Below are 23675 nucleotides of genomic sequence, written 5' to 3' on the forward strand. Positions count from 1 at the left end.
TATGCCTTTTGAAATATCAAATTTAATGATGGTGTGTTCAATCGTTGAACGTGAACAAGGGAGCCATATTCTTGCGATTTCTCGAGAAGTCGGAGCAACGGGTGGAACTATTTTCCAAGGAAGAGGTTCCGTAAAAGATCGTTTTTTGAATTTGTTAGGTCTTGATGAACGACGTAAAGAAATTTGCATGACTATCATGCCTGAATCGATGGAATCATCGTTTTATGAAACACTTCAAACGCATACGAATTTTAAAAAACCGGGTACGGGTATCGTCTTTTCAATACCGTTGAAAGATGTCTTGGGAATTAATCAATTACCAAAGAAAAGTCAAACATATAAGGAAGGTGATAAAAAAATGAGTACGGATGCAATCTTTATAATTGTAGATGATGGGTTGGCACAGGATGTCATGCATGTTGCGAAAGAAAATGGAGCAACTGGTGGTACTGTGATTCATGCAAGGGGTTCTGGAACACATGAACATGAAAAGCTTTTTAATATGGATATTGAACCCGAAAAAGAGATCATTCTCATTTTAACGAAAACCGAAAATACGACGGGGATTATTGAGGCAATCAATAAGGCTTTTGAAATTGATAAGCCTGGACACGGTGTCATTTTCGTAATCGAAACAACACGAACATTAGGACTTGTAGTATAATTTAACTTCAAGGAAAACAGGTATCTCACGCCAATATGCGGGGATGCCTTTTTTTTACTCTTTTATGATAAAACAAATTATTATGTGAAAATATCATGATAACGCTTGCATCTTCAAATGAGTGTGATATATTTAGATTAGCTACATGGTATATACCACTGAATTTATCAGGGATGTACGTAGTAAAGGAGAAGAAAAGATTATGGAGAAATTAACATCATGGATGGAAGAACATTTCGTCCCTATTGCTATTAAAATTGGATCGCAAAAGCATTTAGTTGCAATTCGTGATGCTTTTATCAGTATCATGCCAATAACAATGGCAGGTTCAGTTGCGGTACTTCTCAATGCACTTGTAAGAGATTTACCTGCTAAATTCGGAGCAGAGGGTATTACCGATGCGTTCAGCTGGTTAATTGGTATTAATGGAAATATTTGGTTTGGTACTCTTGCAATTCTTGCACTCGTTTTTGCATTTGCAATTGGATATCAACTTTCAAAAGCGTATGATGTTGATCCACTTGCTGGTGGATTAATCTCATTAGCAGCATTTATTGTGGTTACACCACAAATTGCGTCAATTGATGTTGCCGGTATGGCTGAACCTGTAGTAGGTTGGGGATACATCGGTATTGGCTATATGGATGCCAAGGGATTATTTACCGCGTTAATTGTAGGTTTTGTCTCAACAATTATTTATGCTAAATTGATGAATAAAAACATTACGATTAAATTACCGGATCAAGTACCTCCTGCAGTTTCTCGAGCATTTGCTTCGATTATTCCAGGGTGTGTTGCGCTCTATGTCGTAGGAACGCTTGCATATTTAACTACAACGTTCTTTGATGCATCGATTGGTGATTTGATTCTAAAATATTTACAAATGCCATTCTTAAATGTTTCACAAGGTCTCGGTTCAGTAATTTTTGTTACTATTTCAGTATCTGTATTTTGGTTCTTTGGACTTCATGGTACCAATGTACTCGCACCAGCATTAGATGGTGTATACAAGGTTGCGTTAACGGCTAATACAAACGCCTACAATGCATCTCTATCAGCCGAAAATTTACCATATCTTTGGACTCGCGGTTCTTTCGATGCTTTTGCTTGGATGGGTGGAGCTGGATGTACGCTTGGTTTAATTATCGCGCTACTTCTTTTCTCCAAACGTGAGGAAAATCGAGCTGTTGCTAAATTAAGCGCACCGATGGGATTATTTAATATTAATGAACCCGTTATCTTTGGTTTACCAATTGTGCTCAATCCTATATATCTAATTCCTTGGATTCTTGTGCCAACAGTCTTGGTAACGATTGCTTATCTCGCTACTTCAGCAGGTCTAGTACCACCTGTATTCTTAGAAGTTCCATGGGTAATGCCTCCAATCCTCTATGCTTGGATGTCAACGGGATTCTCGTTCTCAGCAGCATTGCTTTCATTAATTAATCTTATAATCGGAACGGCAATATGGGCAGTATTTGTCCTTGTCGCAAATAAAATTGATTATAATGAAGCGAACAAATCCTAAATAATATATAATCATATTAGGAGCGACTGCTCCTAATATTCGTTTATAGGAGGTTATAATGAAACAATGGATCGTTTTTATGCTTTCAATTGGATTGTTGCTTATCGTACTTTCGAGTACAAAGGAACAAGGGTTGGGATTGATGATAACGGGTCTTGTGCTAATCATTGTTTCTCTATGGTTACTATTTCGAAAGAGTAAGGGAGAAAAATAGATGGAAGTTTCAAGAACGATTAATGGCTCAACAGAACAATGTTATAATTTATTGATGGAGTCATTGTGTATGGATATCAAAGCATCCACTGGGGAAGCTTTGGACCAAGACGAAATTAACGAAGGGTTTACATATCAAAAAACATTACGCAGTCGCATGGGCAATTCAGGTGTTGTTACTGTAACGGTCTTAGAGCTAAAGCAATCAGCCCGTTATCGTGTACGTTTTGAGAGTGCACAAGGGACGAACGAATTGAGTTATGAATTAATCCCAGTTGACAAGACATCATTTACGTTAAAATATGAAGAATCCTATCATTCACATAAGAAAAGTAAAATGCTTAATTTCAAACTTATGGAACGTTTTTATCGTAAAGGGAGTCGAAAGAGAATTAACTTATTATTTGATCAAATTGAGGGGTTACTGAAAGAGCAGATATAATTACAAAAAAATGAGGAGGCTTTATGGCACGATTAGGTATTTCAATTTATCCTGAGAACTCAACACTTGAACGTGATATTGAGTATCTTAAAAAAGCATCAAAATGCGGTTTTAAGCGTATTTTTATGAGTTTATTACAAGCAGATGCTAAAGAAAAAGCGGAACTTATAAAAGCGTATCGAATACTTACCGATGTGGCACATCAATGCGGCATGGAGGTCATTATCGATGTGGCACCATCTGTTTTTGAAACGTTTAATCTTTCTAAAGATGATTTATCCTTCTTTAATGAGATTGGTGTTGATGGCATACGCCTTGACGAGGGTTATAATGGAGCGGTTGAAAGTCAGATGACCTTTAATCCTTATGGTTTGAAAATTGAATTAAATTCCAGTCAAGGGAATGATTATATTGAAAATGTGATGACATATTATCCGAATAAAAATGCACTGATTACGTGTCATAATTTTTATCCTCAACGCTATACAGGTCTAAGTCAAAAACATTTCGATGCATGCAATGCAAAGATTCGTAAACTGGGTCTGCAAAGTGCTGCTTTTGTTTCAAGCCAAAATCACGATACGTTTGGCCCTTGGCCTGTTTATGAGGGCCTTTGTACCCTCGAACATCATCGTGATTTACCTATTGATGTTCAGATTCGTGAGTTGATTGCGACTGAAATGATTGATGACATCATCATTGGAAATGCTTATGCTTCAGATGAAGAATTAGCAATGTGTGCTTCTATTGAACTGGGTAAACTCCAATTTAAGATTGAGTTGGAATCGACGATTACACCCATTGAATCAAAGATTCTTTATGATCATTATCACTTTGTACGAGGGGATATGAGTGCTTATATGGCGCGTTCAACGATGCCACGGGTTACTTATGCATCGGAGTCTATTCCTCCAAAACACATTCGAGATTTGGAACGCGGTGACGTTGTGATTTTGAATGATAATTATGGCCGATACAAAGGGGAATTGCATATCGTACTTGAAGCCATGCCTAATGATGGTAATAAGAATATCATCGGTCATCTGCCAGAAAATGAAATGATGCTGTTGAATTATATTCAGCCATGGCGACCTTTCGCATTTTTAAAATAAGCGTTGCTTGTTTCGTAATATAACTTATAATAAATATATCTTGGAGGTTTGCGCATGAAAATTCCACTCTATCAACAGATTAAAAATGAAATTATCGAAACAATTGATTCAATGGAACCAAATGCAGCAATTTCGAGTGAGCGTGATTTTACAGAACATTTCCAAGCAAGTCGGATGACGATCCGGAAAGCAATCAATGAATTAGTTGATGAAGGCTATTTGTATCGTGATGCGAACCGTGGGACTTTTGTTTCGGATAAACGTTTAATTAAAAAAAATTCACTGTTAACTCCCGAGTTTGATCACTATAAAATTCTTTATTTTGATGTGAAAGCGTCTTGCGGTAAAGAGGTAAGTGAAAGTCTTCATATTCCTTTGGATACATCTGTAGTACGTTTTATTCGAGTTTTATCCTATCACGATGTGAATATAGCAATCGAAGAAATCTATATTGCCCGCAATCAATTATCGGATGAAGCATTTAATGAATTACCGCGATTACGAGATTTTAATCCTTTCTTAAATCGTGGGAGTGCATCTTTTACAATCCTTCCGCAAATAGTACCAATAAAATACGCGAATATTTTAGGAATTAAAATTGGTAGTCCAATTTTAGTCGTTGATTCAATTATATCTAAAATTGATGGCAACCCTTTGGTATACATTAAAAGTTTTAATCATCCTGAACACCGTTTGATAGAAATTACAGATTAGTCACAGTATCTAAAAAACAACAAATCTTACGATTAAGATTTGTTGTTTTTTTTTAGATGTATTAAGTTTTTTTCATAACCTCAACACAATTTATGGATTAAGGTCGCATCCTTTTGTTTACTGTTCAATGCTGATGATTTGATCCACCCAGTCTTCATAAAAACTGGCTTCGTGTGAAACAAGAATGATTGTTCCTGTATATTCTTGAAGCGCGTATTTTAAAGCATCTTTACTTTCAATATCTAGATGGTTTGTTGGCTCATCAAGAACAAGCATGTTGGTGTAACGATTCATTAATAGACATAATTTAACTTTTGTCTGTTCGCCACCACTGAGCGTTTTAATGCCACGACTCCAATGCTCTTCTTTCATTCCAACAGAAGCAAGTGTTTTACGGACTTCGCCTTGGGTAAAACGAGGATAAGTCTGACTAACAATTTGTAATGGGGTTAAGGTATCATCAGACCAGTTTAAACTTTGTTCAAAGTAACCGATTTTTAGATCATCATTTAAATAAATGGATCCACCTAAGGGTTGCAGTTCACCCATAATTGTTTTAATAAGTGTCGATTTTCCAATTCCATTAAATCCTGTGATTGCAAAACGCTCACCACCATATATTTTCATATGGAATCCATCAATTAAGATAGTGTCATAACCGATTGCCAAATCAATAGTTTCTAACACTCGTACATTTGCCTGTGACAAGGTTTTGAAAGTATAGTTTTGTTTTGCATGCGCGAGTGGTGCATGGACCCGATCGAGGCGATTTAATTGCTTTTGTCGACCTCGAGCCATCTTTGCATTACCACCAGCTTTATTTTTGCGAATAAAGGCCTCTGTTTTTTCAATATAATTACGTTGCTTAGAGTAAAGACTCAGTTGTTCTTGTCGATTATGCTCTTTTTGTTTTAAAAAGGCATCATAATTTCCGTTATAGCGCGTAATTTTTTGAAAATCGATATCAACAATGACATTCGCAACGCGGTTGATGAATGAATCATCATGAGAAACAACGATAAAACTTTTTGCATAACTATTTAAATAATTCGCTAACCATTCAATGTGATCTACATCTAAAAAGTTTGTTGGTTCATCAAGGAGGAGGACATCGGCTTCAGACAGCAATAACTTTGCAAGAATAACTTTAGCTCGTTGACCTCCCGATAGATGTTCAATTTTAGTATCGGTGCCAAGGAGGTTTAGACCGAGGCCTTGAATGACTTTTTGAATTTCGGTTTCAATGGTATAGAAATCAGCTTGTAACAGTCGTTCTTGAATATTGGCAGCTTTTCGGAGTGCATCTTCATCATCCAAAGCCTCGAGATAATAGGTATTCATTCGTGCTTCCAATTCAAATAACTCCTGATAGGTTGTTGAGAGATAACCATGAATTGTTAATTCTGGGTCGACACTTACATATTGATCCATAAATGCAACATGTATCTTATCTTGCCAAAGTACAGTACCGGAATCAGGGGAAAGATCTCCAGTCATAAAACGAATGAGCGTACTTTTCCCTGCACCGTTTAAACCAACTAATCCAATATGATCACCTTTGTGCAAAACAAATTCTGCATTGGAATAGAGTTCTCGCTCAACAAACGTGTGCGTTAAATTTTTTATTTCTAAATAGGGCATAATAAACCTTCTTTCACAATGAAGGTTTAAATGAGTAGTCCTTCATTAAAATATCTTTGCTTATTATAACATATAAGTGCGCTTTGTAACCTATTTGTATTAATTGAGAATACTCTTGTATAATATAGCGAATTACACAAATCGCTCTACAGATATGTTAGATTATAGAGGGGAGATTACATGAATAAAAAATATAAACTTATAATGGCTTACGTAGTACCTGTTTTACTTATTGTTGTAACACTTTTAATTTTTAAAATGAATTATGCAGTAATAACCTTACAAACTCAGAACATTCCGTTTAAAAAATATACACGGACTGCTTATGTTGTGCGCAAGGGTGACCACTATATCCTACCAACAAAAAACTTGTTTGAAAATGATGATGAAATATTGTTTAAAGGTTGGAAAGTTGAAGGCGAAGTGAACCTTATGTCGGAGTTCGTGGTTAGTCGCAGCTGTGTAGTGGAAGCTGTATTTAAGGAGGTTGAATCAGTTGAAGCATTAACGTATGAAATGATTCCCTTTAAGACAATCTATGAAGATTCAAAGATACCGAAAGCACAACAACAAAATGTACTGGTTGAGGGTCAAAATGGTATTATGGAAATTAGAACTCGTATAATCTATCATGATGATGTTGTTTATAAAAAAGAGCGTCCAAGTAAGTATGTTAAACTGGCTCCTGTTGATGAAATTCGCGGTTTAAAACCACGTGATTCTCGACAAGAGTAATCGAATCATGTAAGATTTAGATATATACACGAATGGAGTTTTACATGTTTGAACGATTTATCACACCCATTATACAAAATACACAAGGCGTATCAATTAATTCAGGGATTATGATCTACTGTTTGGTTGCTATCATTTTTCTTGTGAAGCAGCGATCTGCATCGATAAAAAACAAAATAATCGGCTTGTTATTTATTCTTTATATCGGTAAAGTACTTGATTTAACCTTATTTCCGATACCTCTCAACCATCGTGAAGTTCAAAATGCGATGATGAATTTTAGTTTGGAACAAGCCTCAATTGAATATTATAATTTGATACCTTTTCAAAACATTACCGGTTTAAAACAATTAAAGGAGCCGTTGCTTAATATCTTAATGATGGTTCCAATGGGTATTTTTTTACCCGTTGTCTTTAAATCAATGAGACGCTGGCATCACACAGTTTTAACAACGTTTTTATTATCTTTAACGATTGAACTCTTAGAATTAGGGCTAACCTTGGGATTTGGAGTGATCCTATGGCATTTTGATGTATCCGATCTAATTACCAATACCTTGGGTGGATTCATCGGCTATCTCTTATATTATTTTGGAATGCGTCATATCCTGGCCTACTACGATCAACAAACAAGCCATTGGATGCATGGACAAGGATTAGGTATTCTTTCGGTCGTCTTATTGTTTGTATTTATGATTACGAGTGTATATTTGGATGTTTCTGCTGATGAGGTGATTCAATACAATCTAAATATGAGAAACATGATTTCCAACGGTAAATCAAACAATCGGTATTATAATTTCGAACCCAATCGGGTAGTGATGTCGGGCGAAATGAATCTTAAAAGGGAGCAATTCGAGGGGTATCACAAGGATATCCCTACAATTGAACTTAAACAGAAAGTGTTGTTTTTAGATTATTCATTTGGTAAATATGAGGTGGGACCACTCTTTCTTCAAAGTTTCGAAGATGAAGGGGACACGCATCCTTTTGAGTTAGAATGGGATATTCCATATTCTGGATCTAAGTTTTACTTTATTACGGAGTCGAAAATAGCCACCGCGCGAAAGATTGGCCAAGGTCAGATTATCAATCCATAAAGAAGGGAAACCTTCTTTTTTTTGCGTAAATGTACGAAAAAATGGATAAAAATGACATAATTTGCGTATAAATACACCAAATATGCAAAAGGTATGTGAAATTTTGTTGAAATGTGTTAAAATTCTTCATGTTGTATTCGATCGATAAAAAGATATCAATTATAAAATCTTTGAATTTAATAAGTATGGGTAATGCTTATCAAAGAATGAGTTATCACAAGACCAATGATTTGTCATTTGTGATTCTTTTTGATGACAATTTGCAAGGGAGAACCATACCATGAATACTATACATATCAAAAAATCAGAATCCTGCTCGCTCGCAGGCATTGCTATGAATAATGGAATTGTTGTTGTTAGAAGAAATTTGCCATATCGAACGTTTTTAAAGCGCATTGAAGAAAAAGAATTTGAAGCTAATAAAGCATTTCAAGTGATCTATGTGGTAAAAGGGATGATCGGATTACGTGTTAATGGATCTTACTTAAACTTAAATGAGGGTGATGTCTATATTTTAGAACCGAATCGTGCACATTGTTTTTATGCAAACAGCCGCGATAATATAATTCTTGTAGCCCAAATTGATGCCGCCTTCGCGGAAGAACATTTTAATTTATCTGCACAAGTAAGTTTAGATAGTACATTAAAGGATCAACGCAACAAAATTCGTTTGATTGAATCGGTCCGTCATCTGTACGCTCAAAAAGAAGCAGGTGAGGTTACGTTTGAACAAAGTTATCATGCTTCAAAAGAAGTGGTGGATGCGATCAAACTCTTTGTAATGAGTCAGAAACGAACTGTGGTTAGCACCGATTCGATTGAATCGATCGTCATCGATATTACTGAAAAGTATGCCGATGCAAAAAACGAAAAAATTACGTTGGAAGGACTTGCCGAAGAATATAATGTCAGTGGGGCCTATCTTTCAAGAATGTTTAAAAAAATAACGGGTGTCAACGTCAGTGAATATTTTCGCGTAAGCCGTATTAATTACGCTGTAGATTGCCTTGTTAATACGGATTTATCAATGACTGAAATATCAAACCATTGTGGGTTTTTGGATATTAAAGCGTTAGGAAGAGACTTTCAAAAGGTATTTGGTTTATCACCAACACAATTTCGCAAACAATATACAACGGAATACATAACGACATTAGAACATCAGTTAGCTTCCGATAGTAAGGTGCGTTATTTTCTAGAAGTTGGTACAAAAAAACCAAGTCAAACTGAAAATGAACCGATTAAAGCCTTGGAAGCTACCATAAATCCCAATTTTATTAAAGGACACTTTCGTAATGCTTGGGGTGTTGTTATTGATTTAGATTGTATTGTTGATCGAGATTTCTTAAGTATCGCTGAGCTTCGAGAGACTCTAATGCACTTTAAATTTAAGACTGTTAAAATTAAACTTGCCTTTATTGATGGAGTGTTTAAACTTCAGACAAAAGCGGGGACACTGCGTGATTTTTCTCCTTTTGAAATTTATAATATTTTCACAGTCTTTACCGAATTCGATATAATTCCGGTACTCCGTCTTGATTTTGTTACGTTTAATACTCTTCTTCAAGAGGGAGCAAGCCTCCACGAGGTGAATCAAGCAGTTTTAGGGATGCAACGAGCTTTAGATGATGCTTCTTTAATTATCAGTAATTCAAAACTCCAGGAATGGGGCTACGAATTGTACTTTCCAACAATCAATGCTGCAGTAAGTGATCAGGTGCGTAGACCTTTATTTAAGGAATGCATCCATACCTTCGTGAATGTTCTACAATCGAAGTTTGATCAAGATAAGGTACGTTGGGGATTGTATTTAGGGGCATTTGATTCAAATACTCGAGAAATTAATAAGGAATATCTTGAAATGATTGCGCAAATGAATATTGAACCCGCGTTTTATACGTGTGACCTTAATTTTATCGATAACGATCTAGGGAGTGAATTGCTACTACCTAAAATCTTAAATGATATACGCGAAATCAATCTTGCAATACGATCAAATTTACCTGCAGATCGATTAGGTCGACATATCGTCGCTGCATCCTTCAACTATGCTGTTGATGATGATTATCGTTGGAATGATGCATTTGAAAATCCATTCTATAATTTATTGTTCCTTCCGATTTTATTGCAATTGAGTCTTGGTGATTTCTATTTCTCTTCATGGAATATTATCACTAAGCCACATCAAGACTTCATACCATTGCCTTATTCAAGCTTCTATAACTGTTTAGGTGTCGAACGAATGCCGTTTTACGTTCTAAAATTTCTTCAAGATCTCTTTAGTACCATTGTTGATTATGGAGAAGGTTATATAGTGACACGTAACCATCATGATTATGCGATTATTGTTTATTCGAACTATTATGAATCATATCGTCGTATTGATGCTCATGATCGTAACATGGGTGCAGAATATGAACGCAAAGTAAATTTTAAAATTGAAAGCTTACACGGTCGTTATAAAATGACGGAGCGATATCTAGATTATAAAAATGCGTATTTCTGCCAAAAATGGGTTGAAGATACTGGGATTGCGAACATTACACCTGAAGAGCGTGAATACATTCGCCAACAGACGAATCCAAGTATGAAGGTTAAATATTTGGAATTAGACGGTGAATTAGATTATACATTTAATCAGAGCCTTTTGAATATTAGTCTTATTAAGTTAAATAAAATATAAAAAGATACCAAATTCAGGTATCTTTTTATATTTTTTCACATTTAATACAATTATGCACAAGTACAGTGACAAATAATGCGTAGTCAAGAACAAACAAAGTGATAAGGTTAAAATTTTGTGAAATTCACGTCAAATTAGTGGTAGATAGGTGCATGAGATAATCATATACTATCTATGTCGGTGATGAGGAGATTCTATAGTGAATATTATTGTTTATATTGTTTTAACTACCATATTTTTTACACTAGGATACAACATTTCAAGATTTGTGGAAGATACAGTAGCTTGGAAACAACGAAGAAACAATAAGATCTATCAGGTCTTTCGTCCAGAAGATGCGCATGACGCATTGATGAATGGCATTTATGTCGGTGTAGCTACTTTAGTTGCATACACATCATTCGCTTTGTTTGAAGCAACTGTAATGTCCGTAATTGCTTTCTTAGCAATTTACGGTATTCGAATCGATCAACGCATTCGAATTATTCCAAACGAATTGGTACTCAGTGTATTAGTTATTGGAGTCATCTATCAGTTTGTTGCAAATGGATTTCATGGATTGTCAACTGGACTCATAGCAATGCTATTAACAGGTATTCTGTTCTTTGCTACAGCCTTCTTGACAAAAGCATTCTCTGGAAGTCTCGGTGTGGGAGCAGGCGATATAAAGCTTGCAATTGCATTATCATTTATGTTGGGATTACCTAATATTCTAACATTTCTAATAGGTATCGTACTTTGCTTGTTAATTTACATTGTTATTGGTTTCTACACTAAAACGATGTACATCGGTAGTACATTCCCCATGTGTACACAATTAATGGGCGGTGCATTATTTGCACTGTATTACCCAGTCATCAGTATGTTGATTTGCAGTGTTCTATTAGTATGTTAGGAGATAGTTATGATAACCGTAAATGAATTTATGGACGAGGAGTCTGGACAGGGCATGGTTGAATACGGTCTAATTCTTGTATTGGTATCTGTGGTTACTGTAGTGGTGCTACGATCAATTGGGAATGGATATGTTAAGACGATGTTTGAAACAGTCGCTGATCTAGTCCCTAAAATAAATTAGGGAAGAAAATAAGGAGAAAATTATGAAAAACTGGTTATTAAATGAAGAATCAGGACAAGGTATGGTTGAATACGGACTTATCTTAGTTCTTGTTTCAGTAGTAGTTATCGTTGTTATGAAAACTTTAGGTACAAACCTAAAAGGAATCTTCGAAAACGTAGGTAAAGAATTACAAGCAGGTAAAGGCGCTTAGTCTGCTCTTAGCTTCTATATAATGATAAAGTATCGCGCAAGTGATACTTTATCTTTAAATATTTTATAATCTCTATCCGGCTTGGATAGTTCCGAGGGGATGATTTTTCATCCCCTTTATTTGTCGCTTTAAGGAGTGAATATGATAAAAAAACTTAAAGGTGAAAGTGGTCAAAGTGTTACGGAATTTGCTTTAATCCTTCCTATTCTTATAATTATGCTTGCTTTGATCATGGACGTTGGTAAAGCAGTGCATGCAAAGGTCAATCTACAGTATCTAACCAGTGAAATCCAAAAGGTTGCGGTATTGTATGACGAAGGTGGTGCAAGCGGCGGAGTTAAAGATCAATCGCGTTTTAGCAGTAAAGAAAAAACGATTGAGGCATTGATTAACAATAACGGAACACTTGACCCAAAACGCCTTAAATATGAAATTGATTTGTCAGATATCGAACACCGGGATTTTACACGTAAAATTTGGAGTGCAAATGATGGTGGCTTTATTGGACATAAAAATAGAACTGATATACGTTATGTAACCGTAACAACAACTTATGATGTTCCGTTCTCCATGTATATCACAAAACAAGTAATGGGTGAGACACTTCGTCTAACAGAAACGTACAATGGTTTAATGTACTTAGGAGGCGATGGTGATGCGAATGTCAAAGTTGGTCAATAAATCAAAAAAAGAAAAAGGTCAGGCAATGGTAGAATTTGCGATTGTGCTACCCCTTTTTCTATTGATTGTATGTTTTCTCATTGATGTGAGTTGGGTGGTCTATAATAAAGTTCAGTTTGACTATTCTTTACGTAAAATGGCAATCCAACTTGATCTAGGGCCACAACAAAAACATGCCCTACACACCAATCAAAGCTACATTGTAGATGGCGGATGGGCTAATACCCATATTCGCGATATGTATGAAAAAAATGTAGAAGAAACCGGTGCACCGATTGATGTAAGTCGTGTATCGATTACAAATAGCCGAATCGCTGTACTAGCAGGTAAGCGAGAGTTTAACTATGGCGTACCTGATGGAACGGATAAAGATCGTGCTAACAGTAAGTTTAAAACAACAACAATGGAAATTGCTTCGGATGTAACCTACAAAGTCTACCCGATTACCCCTTTCTCGAAACCATTCCTTAAGGATGGTGTGGAATTAAAAAACAATCTTTATAAAATTAGAAGAATTGAGTTAGTAGGGGGCAAGAATCAACAATGGTAAATTTTAAAAATGAAGAAGACGGAAATATTTTGATTATGTTTGCGTTTATTCTTATGTTTCTACTAGGTTTTGTTGCTTTATCAACTGATGTTGTTTTAGCAATGAATAAGAAAGATAAACTCACTGAAGTTGCTTATTTAGTGCGTGAAGCACGTTTGGATATTACTGAAGAGATGATTCACTCACAACAAGGACAGCAAATTGCATTGGATAATGCACATGAAATTTTAAAAAGAAATGGAATCGATCCAAGTCAACTTGAATTGGTTTGGAATGAACAGCGCGGAATGTCGCCGAATGGTAACTATATGATTAGTCTTACAGGGACCATCATTCTCCGAGATGTTTATAAAACAACCACATTAAAAGCACTTGGTATTGATGAATTCCCAATTAAAGTTGAATTACCGGTATGGCAAAACTTTACGGATCAACAACCGATTTGGGATGGACGTACCCCCACCATTAATGGTGTCTATTAAGATTAAGAAAGAGGAATTACTTTGGATAAGAATAAATTAATTTCTGTAGTTGTCGCTGCAGGTGTGTTTCTTTTAGCGTTAATGAACCCAATCCAAGGTTTAAAAAAAGAAATACCTAAAAAAGATTTAACGCAAGTTGTTGTAGCGATTAAACCCCTTACAGCACAAACACGTATTACTCAAGATATGGTAGAAGTGAAAAGCGTTCATAAAGATGCTGCACCTGAAGGTGCTTTTGCTGATGCCGAACGAGTTGTAGGGAAAGTTACAACTACAAAAATGTCTGTTGGTGATATGTTCACAGGAGAAAAAGTTGAAGTAGTTGGCCAAGGGGCAACAGGTCTTAGCACAGTATTAACGGATAATATGCGTGCTTATACCGTTAAACTTGAAGGACAATACGGGATGCAAGGACTTATTCGTGTTGGAAACAAAATTGATATTATTACAGTGCTGGACAGTGATTTGCCTGAAGATACACTTCAAAAATATGATTATTTGAAGAAAAACTATCCTCAACTTTATGCAGGTTCGGTGGAAACTGCTGTTGATGGTAAAGAACGTATTCCAGTATTGGGACTTAAAGAAAAGAAAGCAGTTCTCCTTTTACAAAATAAAGAAGTCCTTGCAATCGATCAAGAAACACTTCCCGATGATAAAAAAGTAGCAGATAAAATGTATACGACGGTAACCCTTGCGGTTTCAGCAGAAGATGCATTAAAACTGGCTGTTTCTGAATCGGTAGGGACAAACCGTGCAATTTTACGAAGTCACGATCACGATAAGGTTGATAAAGTACCCGGTGTTATTACTGGCGATTTATTAAAATAGAGAAGGAGAATTAGATGGAGTTAAAAGTTTTAGTATTTGCTGAAGATAGTGTCGCACAACGACTCTTTCCAATGCTACAAGATGATGAAATCCGCGTCGTTGGTAAATCAAACGATGAGAACAAAGTCTTAGACGATATTTCAAAAACAAAACCTGATATTGTCCTAATTTATTCTTCTCACGAAAGTATTTTACAACGCGTTTGTCAACAAATATATTTATTACGTCCTAAGTCAGTACCTGTAGTCTTGACGCAAGAATACACAAGTGAAACGATGCAAAAAGTTATGCAGACTGGTGTGCATTATATTTTACCGATGCAAATTGATCGTTCGACTTTAGTACAACAATTAAAGGGGATTCACAGTAATGAATCTTCTCGATTAATCGCTTTAGAAAACAGTTCTACAAATAACTGGAAATCTAAAGTTATTACTGTTTTTAGTTCAAAAGGTGGTGTTGGTCGAACAACCGTAGCCATGAACTTAGCGGTTAAGCTGGCTCAGAAAAAGCTTAAAGTTGCGATTCTTGATTTTGATCTTGAGTTTGGTGAAGTGGCTACCGCCATGCGCATTGAAACGAAAGATACCTTGGCAGAGTTATTACAAGAACAAGCCAGTCCTAACGTCGATACAATACGTAAATATATGGCTGTTCACCCATCAGGGGTTAACGTGCTCGCAGCACCAAATAGTCCAGAATTTGCGGATAACATTTCAGTTTCGCAAATCGAAAAAATTGTATCGTCATTGCGGTCATACTATGACTACTTAATTATTGATACAAGCATGGGATTTAATAATATTAACTTGTCATGTTTTGATTTATCTTCGTCAATTATTTATGTAACAGGTATGGATATTCCAACTTTACGTCGAACTAAAAAAGGATTATCAATTGTTACTTCACTTGCAGGTAATGAAAAAATTAAATTGGTCGTCGCAAAAGAAGAACCGGGTCGCGTTAAACCGAAAGATGTTTCCCGCGTACTTGAATTTCCATTATGGCATACGGTACCGTATGATTTAAAATCATCGATAGATGCTTTAAATCAAGGGAAACCAATTGCAATTGATTCACCATTATCTGGAGTCGCAAAAGCTTACCAAATTATGGCTGATGAAATTGATCAATCGGATTCTCCTGATGAACAAGAAGCAGGGCCAGCTGGACTGCTTGCGAAATTCTTACCAAAACCTAAAGAAAAACCTGCCAAATCAAAAAAAGGTAAACGAAAAAAAGGTGGTAAATAATGAAATTATCAGAACGCTTAGAACGTGCTAAAGCAACTGAAGGTGGCGCTTCCGGTGATGGACTAGCGTTTATGCCTGGGGTCTTTGAGGTTGATGCAGAACCTCAAATAGACCAGTTTAAAGATTTAAAAGCCGTAATCCACCGTGAAACTATTGATGCGTATAATACACGTATTCAAGATAATCACGGAGATAAAGAAGGCATTGATGTTCGCGAAATTATTACGGAGTGCTTGACACAACGTGCAGAGGCAATGACCAAAGCAAAACGCGAACAATTAATTCAAGAAATTTTTGATGATGTTACGGGATTAGGACCTCTTGAAGTTTTAATCCGCGATGAAGACATTTCAGAAATTATGGTTAACGGTCCCAATACCATTTATATCGAACGTAAAGGTCGTCTCGAATTGTCAAATGTATTTTTTAGAGATGATGCTCACGTTGCGCAAATCATTAACCGTATTGTTTCGCCTTTAGGTCGTCGATGCGACGAAGCAAACCCTATGGTTGATGCGCGTCTACCAGATGGTTCACGTGTAAATGCGATTGTGCCGCCGGTAGCGTTAAGTGGTCCGACCATTACGATTCGTAAGTTTAATTCTACACCACTTCAAATTAGTGATTTAATTGGCTTTAACTCCATTTCGTTTGGAATGGCTGCATTCTTAGAAGCTTGTGTTAAAGGCCGATGTAATGTTGTGGTTTCTGGGGGTACTGGTTCAGGGAAAACAACATTGCTTAACGTACTCTCAAGTTTTATTCCTGAAACTGAACGTATTGTAACCATTGAAGATGCGGCTGAAATTCAGCTGATGCAAAATCATGTTATTACACTTGAAGCCCGTCCAGCAAACGTTGAAGGTAAAGGTGCCGTAACCATTCGGGATATGGTAAAGAACTCCCTTCGTATGCGTCCAGACCGTATTATTATCGGTGAGGTTCGTTCGGGAGAGGCATTAGACATGTTACAAGCGATGAATACTGGTCATGATGGCTCCTTAGCTACAGGTCACGCGAATACACCACGTGATATGGTTTCTCGTCTTGAAACGATGGTTATGATGTCAGGAATGGATTTACCGATTAAAGCGATTCGTGAACAAATCGCATCTGCTATTAATATTATTGTTCAACAAACACGACTCCGTGATGGTTCACGTAAGGTTGTTGCGATTACAGAAGTAACGGGAATGGAAGGGGAAATTGTAACCCTTCAAGATATCTTTGTCTTTAAACAAGAAGGCTACGATGCAGCTGGAAAAGTTAAAGGGAAGTTTATGGCAACCGGAATCCGTCCATATATCATTGATACATTAGAAGCGAATGGTATCCTTGTGAAAGATGAGTGGTTCCAAAAATAATGTGGGTAATCATGGCTGCGTGCCTCAGTTACATCACACTCGTTGTTTTGCAATTTGTCTTGAATTTGATTTACCATCGCTTCATTATGTTGAAAGACCGTTTAGATTTAATTGAGAAACAAAGTTTATACGGTTATTCAAAAAAATCAAAAAAAGATCAAAAGAAAGAAAAACAATCCATCAGTATTGAAGTTCCAGAAAAACTAAAAGAAAACCTTTTAATGGCTGGAATCAACTTAAGACCGGATGAATTTCTAAAAATGTGGTTGGGTTTGTCGGCATTTGCCGTCGTAATTTGTGTTGCATTGGATAAAGGACTTATTGTTACACTCTTTGCCTTTGCTGCTGCGCTGATTGGTCCACCCATGTATATTAAAATTAAACGCAAACAGCGTATCGGTAAGTTCAGCCAACAATTAGGGGATGCATTATTAATCTTATCGAATAGTTTACGTGCTGGATTTACATTTGAACAAGCGCTAGCAAGTATTGCTAAAGATTTGCCTGATCCAATTGGACCTGAGTTTCTTAAAGTGTGTCGAGAAGTTGAGTTAGGTGAAAACATTGAAAAATCACTTGCTGCTGTATCCACACGCATGGAATCTGAAGAAATGAAATTAATGAATACTGCTGTAAGTATTCAAAGACAAGTAGGGGGGAACCTCGCTGATGTTCTTGATAATATCGGTGAGGCAATCCGTGAACGGATTACAATTCAAAAAAATATTAAAGCATTAACGGCCCAAGGGGATGTATCCGCTAAAGTTATTGCCGGACTACCTATTGTTGTTCTTGTTTTAATTTCTATGGTTAATAAAGAGTATATGGAGCCTGTATTTACAACTCCATTCGGTTATGCATTGTTAGGGGTTAGTGCTACCCTTGAAATTATGGGCTACGCAATGATCAAAAAACTAACAAATATAGAGATGTAGGAGGAACTATGATTAAAGCAATTACAGGTGCAATCTTTGCCTATGTATTCGTCGATTTTGTAATGAGTGTTTTAACAGGTAAAACATTAGTTATTAAAAAACGATTGGATGAAACAAAGAATTCAAGCACACAAAAACATGGTTCGGATGACATTCTCGATAAAACGTTCCAAGAACGTTTTTTACAACCAATTGTTGATAAGTTGGTTCACGCCGTTTCAACAATGCTTCCTGTGAAGCCTGAGTCACAGCTTAAGCTTGCGGACCGTTTGCTTAAAGCAGGGATTACAACCAACCCGAAAGATTATCGTGCGATGAATGTTATTATCATTGTGGGGTTTGGATTGGTTGGGCTGTACTTTGCAATTTCATCCCATCAACGCGGTTTTACGCGTGCCATGTACATGATGATGGGGATGGCTGGTGGATACGTATATCGTCGTTATTCACTAGAGGGAAAGATAACAAAACGAAAAAAAGTTATCAAAGGACAATTACCCGAAGTTATGGATATCTTAAGTGTTTCGGTCGTAGCGGGTCTGAGTTTTGACCAAGCGCTAGGGCATGTTACAACCAAAGCAGAGGGCCCATTGATTGAAGAATTCCGAATCTGTCAACGAGAAATTATGTTGGGAAAACCTCGTAAAGAGGCTCTAAACAGACTATCGGAACGTACTGAAATTGAAGAAGTTAAATCGTTTACCAATGCGATCATTCAAGCAGATGAACTCGGTATTTCATTGCAAAATGTTTTAATGAGCCAATCTCAAATGATTCGTACGTATCATCGTCAAGATGTTGAAGAACGTGCAGCTAAAATTCCAGTTAAAATTCTGATTCCGATGGTACTCTTTATTTTCCCTGTTATTTTTATTATTCTGCTCGGTCCTGCCGTGCCGACAATCATCGAAGCATTAGGAGGCCGTTAATGATTAAGAACCTCGAAATTGCGTCAAATTTTGGAACTCGTTTTAAAGGTTTGATGCTTAGAAAAGAAATCAATGAAGATCAAGGAATGTTATTTCTTCATTGTGCACGTGTTCATACTTGTTTTATGAAGTTTGATATTTGTGTAATCTACCTTGATAAAGACTTTAATATAATTGACCATGAGATTATAAAACCTTGGCGTCTAGGTAGCAAAGTAAAAGGTGCGCGCCACTTAATAGAGGCATCACCTGCAATTGTTAGGTCACTAAGTGACATAACATTTAATGAATTAATTATGAAGGAGGGATAAGATGAACGATTTTTTTGATATGAGTTTCGGTGATGATTCAAAATCAAACGACTTCGCCATGCCAACATTTGATGTGTCAAATGATATTGATGATGACGATGACGATGAAATTGATGGATCATCCAATAAATTCAAAAAGACTCTCTTCGGGGGCTATACACGTGGTAGTGTTGAAGCATATGTAGAACAAATAGAACAAAACGTTTCACAAATGCAAGGGAACCTCGAATTTCAAATCAAAGAAATGTTGCTTGAAAAAGCATCACTTTCACAAGAGAATGCACTCTTAAAATCTCAATTTACAGATGCAGAATCAAAAATGATTGAAATCGAAGAAGAGTACAAGCGCATTAAAGGTTTAAATGAAGAATTGGCTGAAAATATTAAGCTTCAAGAGCAACAATTTTCAACAGAATTGAATCAATATAAAACCGTTAGTGGAGAGTTACAAGAAGAATTAGATAAAATTTCTTCTCATTATCAATCACTCCAAGAACAGTTAGAGCGTGCTCATGGTGAAGTATCCGTTTTAACGCAACAAGTGAAAGAAAATGAAGAAGAGAATGTTAAAGTTGAACAATATCTTGATCAGCTTGAAGCAAGCCTTCAAGAAAAGAATCGCGCACTGGAAGAAAGTGTTCGCCTCTTAAAAGAAAAAGAAATCGAACTTGAAACATCCAATGCAGAAGTATTCGCATTACGCGAACAAATGCTCGTTATGGAAACTAAACTTGCAGAGAAAGATTCAGAAATCGAACGTACAATGAAGATTTTAGAAGAGTATCAAGCTCAAGAAGAAAACTTTATGGCCTTAATTGACCAAAAAGAAGATATGATTCTTGAACGAAATACAGCACTTCAAGAAGCTGCGCGTATGGTTGAATCACTCGAAGCACAACGTGAAGCATTTGAATCACGCCTCATGGATCAACAAGGTACAATCGATGAACAACAAGAATCAATTGAGCATACACAATATGTTCTGGATGAAAAAGAAGAAGAGATTAAAACACTCGAAGCTAAAATTCAAGAACTAACTGATGCAGTTGAAGCCATGAACTCACAAGATGACTTAGCCGTAGAAACATTAACAAATGAAGTTGAATTCTTAACTAAGAAACTTGAACTCATGACATCTGAAAAAGATGAAACTGTAATGTTGTTGCAAGAAAAGATTCAAAATCTGTCACAACAACTTGAACAAGTTCAATTACAACCCAATATTATGCAACGTGTTGAAGATATCCGTACGCAATATGATCAATTAATCCAAAAGAAAGATATGATCATTAATCGTTTGGAAGCTGAAGTAAACAGTGCACCATCTTTTACATTTGATCAAGAACGCGCAATTCTAAAGCAAGAAATTGCCCAATTACAAGAAGAATTGAAGCAAGAAATGATCGATAAATATCAGGTTCGTAAAGGATTGAACGATGAGGTGCGTCGTCTTAAAGAACGATTAGATACACAAACGTTTCAAGGGCAACCCAGACAAGACTTTGAACGCATTATCGACGAAAAAGACACACAAATCAATCAACTCTTTCAGAAACTACAAAATATGCAAAAAGAAATGGAAGCACTAATGGGACGTGTAAACTTTACAAATCCTGTTCATATGCCGACATCTGAGCAAGTTCAAGAACGAACACGTGTACAACACATGCACATTCAAGAACCAGTAGTTGAAACAGTTTCAAACTATGTACCAACGCCACAAATGGCTGAACCTACAGCACCTAAAAATGATTTTGAAGAAGAAATTGCTCGTATATACAAGCAAATCGAAGCTCAAAGAGAAACTTTAGATGCTTTTATGGATCATTATAAATACAATTCATAAAAAAACTTATATTAATGTGTAAAACCCCTTATCCGAAATGAAATGGATAAGGGGTTTTATTTTATAGATTGGTTTTTGGGTGTGTTATTTATTCAAGAAAGCGAAAGAACCTTTGAATGTTTAATGATGTATATTTTTTTATTATTAACTAAGGCGCTCATTATCTCATTCAAATCTTAAAACTATACTCCATTTCTTTATAAATATAAATTATAATGTCTACTTAGGAATATCATTGAGCAAATAATTCATATAAGAATTAATAATTAATATCGGAATGTATATAAGTAGAATAATAGTTGAAGATAATATGCTCGGAAGTTGATTGTTTCCATCAATAATGATGACGAGAAGAATAAATAAGAGAATAATAGCAGAAATAAAATTAAAGACTAATTTTCTTGAATTAATACCAAATGATAAAGTAGATAGTAATAATAAAAACACAAACGGCAATCTAATTATTGATAAAAGTGTAGTATCATCTGAATTTTCTACTCTTAACAGGTGGATAATATAGATTATCATAATGAATATTGGAATCATACTAACTATTTTAAAAAATAGTTTAATTTTAGAATATGTCATTAAAATGCCTCCTTATATACAAATAGTATAAATTATGATTATAATTTGATAGAATTATGCTTGTATCTGCCTTTAATTTATACCTATAAATTAAAATCTATAGCTCCAGGAGGGGTGCACAATTGTCGTACCTGTAATTTATACGTGTTAACATCTAGATATAAGGAGGGTTTAAGATGACATATTTATTACCTGAGGAAGTCCAAGGTTCTGCTAATAATATTCGTGTCATATTTGACGGAGGTGCTGAGAGTTATTCAGTCGCAATTGTGAACTGGAAAGGAAAAGATAACTATGCTGTTAGATGGAATGGAAAAGAAAACAAACCCCTAGGTTTCCCAGTATTTGGAAAAAATGCGCTTTGGTTTATCTTACCTAAAGAAATTGCTTTGGATGGAATTCAAGGGATAATTGGGGAAATTTATAAATGAAAAACGTGTAAACTACACTGTTTAATATTTTGGGGAGAGGATTGGCATGTTAAAATATTTAGCGATAAAAGATCAGAATAAGATAAATATCCTTATTCAATTGTTTGAGGAAGAAATAAAGTTTACAAGTATTGATAATTTGGGATATATTAACGTTCTTATTCGAGATCTTAATCAAGACCTAAATAAATTGTCTTCGGATTTAATAATACTAAAATCTGATGAATCATTTATCCTATCTAATATATCCTCGATACCAATAAGTTCAATTTCAGAACAACTGTTTATACTGTACTCTGAAAATGCTACTACGATTCAATTTATAAACACTATGATAACTACTTATATGGAACATCAAGAACTCGCTATTGATGTCCTTATCGAAAACTTAATGATGACCCGACAAAATGTTTACAAATTAGTTGCAAAAATAAATAAGACGCTTACTAAAGTTGATATAAAATTATTTACTCGAAATTCGAGAATATATATTGAGGGAAATCCTATAAACATAACCGCACAACTGTATCGTTACTATATTTTATATTATCGGTATGTAAACTGTGAATTCGATTATACTCTGTTTCAAAAATATATATTACTGGATAGTTCAAATTTTATTGCTACCGATAAGCAAGTCCCTTATTTACCCGGGATGAAATCTTTATTGAATCATTTCCCACTTCCTTTTAATAACGAGAATCTTACATTTATGACTTTCGTGGCCGAAATCGGGATAAAATCAGATATAAAGTCTCAATTTTGGAATCATTTAAACAATGAATACAGCGACAAAAATGAAGATTTACATCTGTTTCTAATCTATCTCGTAACAAACCTTCATGATCCTGATACTGACAGTCAAGGTTGGATTCTCTTTGATTTATATATCCTATATTTATTTAGTTTAAATATTTATTACTTAAATTTTAATAGTTATATAGAAGAAGTGATTATAAATAAAAAATTAGCACTTTTTGTGCAGGCCTATCCGTCCAGTAAGTCGAATCGATTAACATTCCAATCCAATGATACTTTTATAATTTTACTAGATTTAATTTATGGAATTTATCTAACAGAAAAGCAACAAAACCCTATAGTAATATATTTTGATATCTCTAAAGGTAAGATATTTAATAAGGCTGCAAAAGAATATATCCTCAAGATACTAGAGGGGTTTAAAGTTACCATCTCTAATGACCTTAAACAAGCAAATTTAATTGTTACGGATCGAATTGATTTAGATCAATCAACACGTAATGTACTTGATTTATCTCGATTCAATATTATCGATATCCTACCATTTCGAATTATGATTCTAATAAATACTGATTGATACGCTTCAACCGATTATTTTTAAACTCAACAACC

At 35.4% G+C, this 23675-nt stretch carries 25 protein-coding genes; 24 read left to right on the forward strand and 1 reads right to left on the reverse strand.

From position 1 onward, the window contains the following. Position 1 precedes the first annotated feature (1 nt). From B096_RS0102195 to B096_RS0102220, 6 genes are all read left to right on the forward strand, one after another. Positions 2 to 664, forward strand: coding sequence for a P-II family nitrogen regulator (locus B096_RS0102195; protein ID WP_018579152.1), 663 nt, complete (start codon positions 2 to 4; stop codon positions 662 to 664). A gap of 202 nt (positions 665 to 866) precedes the next feature. Then, a complete protein-coding gene (locus tag B096_RS0102200; RefSeq protein ID WP_018579153.1) occupies positions 867 to 2192 on the forward strand; it encodes a PTS sugar transporter subunit IIC in 1326 nt (441 codons plus the stop codon). A 58-nt stretch (positions 2193 to 2250) separates the two neighbouring features. Next, the gene (locus B096_RS09905) at positions 2251 to 2406 is read left to right on the forward strand and encodes a hypothetical protein (RefSeq protein WP_018579154.1); all 156 of its coding nucleotides are present in this window, start codon (positions 2251 to 2253) and stop codon (positions 2404 to 2406) included. After that, entirely contained in the window at positions 2407 to 2847 is a 441-nt protein-coding gene (locus B096_RS0102210; protein WP_018579155.1) for a DUF3284 domain-containing protein, read from the forward strand. Between the two features lie 23 nt (positions 2848 to 2870). Next, positions 2871 to 3959, forward strand: a complete 1089-nt coding sequence (locus B096_RS0102215; protein ID WP_018579156.1) for a DUF871 domain-containing protein — start codon at positions 2871 to 2873, stop codon at positions 3957 to 3959. Between the two features lie 54 nt (positions 3960 to 4013). After that, on the forward strand, positions 4014 to 4673 hold the full coding sequence (locus tag B096_RS0102220) for a GntR family transcriptional regulator (RefSeq protein WP_018579157.1): 660 nt from the start codon (positions 4014 to 4016) through the stop codon (positions 4671 to 4673). A 117-nt stretch (positions 4674 to 4790) separates the two neighbouring features. Here B096_RS0102220 and B096_RS0102225 read toward each other — a convergent pair whose 3' ends face one another. Further along, entirely contained in the window at positions 4791 to 6314 is a 1524-nt protein-coding gene (locus B096_RS0102225) for an ABC-F family ATP-binding cassette domain-containing protein (RefSeq protein ID WP_018579158.1), read from the reverse strand. 180 nt (positions 6315 to 6494) lie between these two features. Between B096_RS0102225 and B096_RS0102230 the strand changes: the two genes are divergently transcribed. The 18 genes from B096_RS0102230 (at position 6495) to B096_RS0102320 (ending at position 23640) form a co-directional block, all read left to right on the forward strand. Beyond that, positions 6495 to 7049: a G5 domain-containing protein gene (locus B096_RS0102230; protein ID WP_018579159.1), complete on the forward strand. Its 555-nt coding sequence runs from the start codon at positions 6495 to 6497 to the stop codon at positions 7047 to 7049. Positions 7050 to 7093: 44 nt separating this feature from the next. Beyond that, entirely contained in the window at positions 7094 to 8149 is a 1056-nt protein-coding gene (locus tag B096_RS0102235; protein ID WP_018579160.1) for a VanZ family protein, read from the forward strand. 280 nt (positions 8150 to 8429) lie between these two features. Beyond that, entirely contained in the window at positions 8430 to 10832 is a 2403-nt protein-coding gene (locus B096_RS0102240) for an AraC family transcriptional regulator (protein WP_018579161.1), read from the forward strand. 199 nt (positions 10833 to 11031) lie between these two features. Then, the gene (locus B096_RS0102245) at positions 11032 to 11727 is read left to right on the forward strand and encodes a prepilin peptidase (RefSeq protein ID WP_018579162.1); all 696 of its coding nucleotides are present in this window, start codon (positions 11032 to 11034) and stop codon (positions 11725 to 11727) included. A gap of 9 nt (positions 11728 to 11736) precedes the next feature. Next, on the forward strand, positions 11737 to 11910 hold the full coding sequence (locus B096_RS0102250) for a Flp family type IVb pilin (RefSeq protein WP_018579163.1): 174 nt from the start codon (positions 11737 to 11739) through the stop codon (positions 11908 to 11910). A 22-nt stretch (positions 11911 to 11932) separates the two neighbouring features. Continuing rightward, on the forward strand, positions 11933 to 12103 hold the full coding sequence (locus tag B096_RS0102255) for a Flp family type IVb pilin (RefSeq protein WP_018579164.1): 171 nt from the start codon (positions 11933 to 11935) through the stop codon (positions 12101 to 12103). Positions 12104 to 12244: 141 nt separating this feature from the next. After that, positions 12245 to 12784, forward strand: a complete 540-nt coding sequence (locus B096_RS0102260) for a TadE/TadG family type IV pilus assembly protein (RefSeq protein ID WP_018579165.1) — start codon at positions 12245 to 12247, stop codon at positions 12782 to 12784. After that, complete coding sequence (locus B096_RS0102265) at positions 12759 to 13334, forward strand: TadE family protein (protein WP_018579166.1); 576 nt, start codon at positions 12759 to 12761, stop codon at positions 13332 to 13334. Before B096_RS0102260 ends, B096_RS0102265 begins: the two co-directional genes overlap by 26 nt. Next, entirely contained in the window at positions 13328 to 13816 is a 489-nt protein-coding gene (locus tag B096_RS0102270) for a TadE/TadG family type IV pilus assembly protein (protein ID WP_018579167.1), read from the forward strand. Before B096_RS0102265 ends, B096_RS0102270 begins: the two co-directional genes overlap by 7 nt. A 21-nt stretch (positions 13817 to 13837) precedes the next feature. After that, the gene (gene cpaB, locus B096_RS0102275; RefSeq protein WP_018579168.1) at positions 13838 to 14647 is read left to right on the forward strand and encodes a Flp pilus assembly protein CpaB; all 810 of its coding nucleotides are present in this window, start codon (positions 13838 to 13840) and stop codon (positions 14645 to 14647) included. 14 nt (positions 14648 to 14661) lie between these two features. After that, the gene (locus B096_RS0102280; RefSeq protein ID WP_018579169.1) at positions 14662 to 15900 is read left to right on the forward strand and encodes a CpaE/TadZ family protein; all 1239 of its coding nucleotides are present in this window, start codon (positions 14662 to 14664) and stop codon (positions 15898 to 15900) included. Then, complete coding sequence (locus tag B096_RS0102285; RefSeq protein WP_018579170.1) at positions 15900 to 17264, forward strand: TadA family conjugal transfer-associated ATPase; 1365 nt, start codon at positions 15900 to 15902, stop codon at positions 17262 to 17264. Before B096_RS0102280 ends, B096_RS0102285 begins: the two co-directional genes overlap by 1 nt. Before the next feature lie 11 nt (positions 17265 to 17275). Then, complete coding sequence (locus B096_RS0102290; protein ID WP_018579171.1) at positions 17276 to 18199, forward strand: type II secretion system F family protein; 924 nt, start codon at positions 17276 to 17278, stop codon at positions 18197 to 18199. Positions 18200 to 18207: 8 nt separating this feature from the next. Next, the gene (locus tag B096_RS0102295; protein WP_018579172.1) at positions 18208 to 19128 is read left to right on the forward strand and encodes a type II secretion system F family protein; all 921 of its coding nucleotides are present in this window, start codon (positions 18208 to 18210) and stop codon (positions 19126 to 19128) included. Continuing rightward, a complete protein-coding gene (locus B096_RS0102300; protein WP_018579173.1) occupies positions 19128 to 19439 on the forward strand; it encodes a DUF192 domain-containing protein in 312 nt (103 codons plus the stop codon). The genes B096_RS0102295 and B096_RS0102300 overlap by 1 nt, the downstream gene beginning before the upstream one ends. Position 19440: 1 nt before the next feature. Next, positions 19441 to 21285, forward strand: coding sequence for a coiled-coil domain-containing protein (locus B096_RS0102305; protein ID WP_018579174.1), 1845 nt, complete (start codon positions 19441 to 19443; stop codon positions 21283 to 21285). 764 nt (positions 21286 to 22049) lie between these two features. Further along, on the forward strand, positions 22050 to 22304 hold the full coding sequence (locus B096_RS09510; protein ID WP_018579176.1) for a hypothetical protein: 255 nt from the start codon (positions 22050 to 22052) through the stop codon (positions 22302 to 22304). A 46-nt stretch (positions 22305 to 22350) separates the two neighbouring features. Then, positions 22351 to 23640: a helix-turn-helix domain-containing protein gene (locus B096_RS0102320; RefSeq protein WP_018579177.1), complete on the forward strand. Its 1290-nt coding sequence runs from the start codon at positions 22351 to 22353 to the stop codon at positions 23638 to 23640. Positions 23641 to 23675: the final 35 nt, after the last annotated feature.

It is taken from the genome of Erysipelothrix tonsillarum DSM 14972, from assembly GCF_000373785.1.
Taxonomy (GTDB): domain Bacteria; phylum Bacillota_I; class Bacilli_A; order Erysipelotrichales; family Erysipelotrichaceae; genus Erysipelothrix; species Erysipelothrix tonsillarum.

Bases quoted from the DNA above. Each gene is read 5' to 3' on its own strand.
- B096_RS0102255 (WP_018579164.1), top strand. From the start codon at position 11,933: ATGAAAAACTGGTTATTAAATGAAGAATCAGGACAAGGTATGGTTGAA.
- B096_RS0102235 (WP_018579160.1), top strand. From the start codon at position 7,094: ATGTTTGAACGATTTATCACACCCATTATACAAAATACACAAGGCGTA.
- B096_RS0102210 (WP_018579155.1), top strand. From the start codon at position 2,407: ATGGAAGTTTCAAGAACGATTAATGGCTCAACAGAACAATGTTATAAT.
- B096_RS0102215 (WP_018579156.1), top strand. From the start codon at position 2,871: ATGGCACGATTAGGTATTTCAATTTATCCTGAGAACTCAACACTTGAA.
- B096_RS0102250 (WP_018579163.1), top strand. From the start codon at position 11,737: ATGATAACCGTAAATGAATTTATGGACGAGGAGTCTGGACAGGGCATG.
- B096_RS0102220 (WP_018579157.1), top strand. From the start codon at position 4,014: ATGAAAATTCCACTCTATCAACAGATTAAAAATGAAATTATCGAAACA.
- B096_RS0102280 (WP_018579169.1), top strand. From the start codon at position 14,662: ATGGAGTTAAAAGTTTTAGTATTTGCTGAAGATAGTGTCGCACAACGA.
- B096_RS0102265 (WP_018579166.1), top strand. From the start codon at position 12,759: ATGCGAATGTCAAAGTTGGTCAATAAATCAAAAAAAGAAAAAGGTCAG.
- B096_RS0102295 (WP_018579172.1), top strand. From the start codon at position 18,208: ATGATTAAAGCAATTACAGGTGCAATCTTTGCCTATGTATTCGTCGAT.
- B096_RS0102305 (WP_018579174.1), top strand. From the start codon at position 19,441: ATGAACGATTTTTTTGATATGAGTTTCGGTGATGATTCAAAATCAAAC.
- B096_RS0102195 (WP_018579152.1), top strand. From the start codon at position 2: ATGCCTTTTGAAATATCAAATTTAATGATGGTGTGTTCAATCGTTGAA.
- B096_RS09905 (WP_018579154.1), top strand. From the start codon at position 2,251: ATGAAACAATGGATCGTTTTTATGCTTTCAATTGGATTGTTGCTTATC.
- B096_RS0102320 (WP_018579177.1), top strand. From the start codon at position 22,351: ATGTTAAAATATTTAGCGATAAAAGATCAGAATAAGATAAATATCCTT.
- B096_RS0102270 (WP_018579167.1), top strand. From the start codon at position 13,328: ATGGTAAATTTTAAAAATGAAGAAGACGGAAATATTTTGATTATGTTT.
- B096_RS0102290 (WP_018579171.1), top strand. From the start codon at position 17,276: ATGGCTGCGTGCCTCAGTTACATCACACTCGTTGTTTTGCAATTTGTC.
- B096_RS0102230 (WP_018579159.1), top strand. From the start codon at position 6,495: ATGAATAAAAAATATAAACTTATAATGGCTTACGTAGTACCTGTTTTA.
- B096_RS0102200 (WP_018579153.1), top strand. From the start codon at position 867: ATGGAGAAATTAACATCATGGATGGAAGAACATTTCGTCCCTATTGCT.
- B096_RS0102240 (WP_018579161.1), top strand. From the start codon at position 8,430: ATGAATACTATACATATCAAAAAATCAGAATCCTGCTCGCTCGCAGGC.
- B096_RS0102300 (WP_018579173.1), top strand. From the start codon at position 19,128: ATGATTAAGAACCTCGAAATTGCGTCAAATTTTGGAACTCGTTTTAAA.
- B096_RS0102225 (WP_018579158.1), bottom strand. From the start codon at position 6,314: ATGCCCTATTTAGAAATAAAAAATTTAACGCACACGTTTGTTGAGCGA.
- B096_RS0102285 (WP_018579170.1), top strand. From the start codon at position 15,900: ATGAAATTATCAGAACGCTTAGAACGTGCTAAAGCAACTGAAGGTGGC.
- B096_RS09510 (WP_018579176.1), top strand. From the start codon at position 22,050: ATGACATATTTATTACCTGAGGAAGTCCAAGGTTCTGCTAATAATATT.
- B096_RS0102260 (WP_018579165.1), top strand. From the start codon at position 12,245: ATGATAAAAAAACTTAAAGGTGAAAGTGGTCAAAGTGTTACGGAATTT.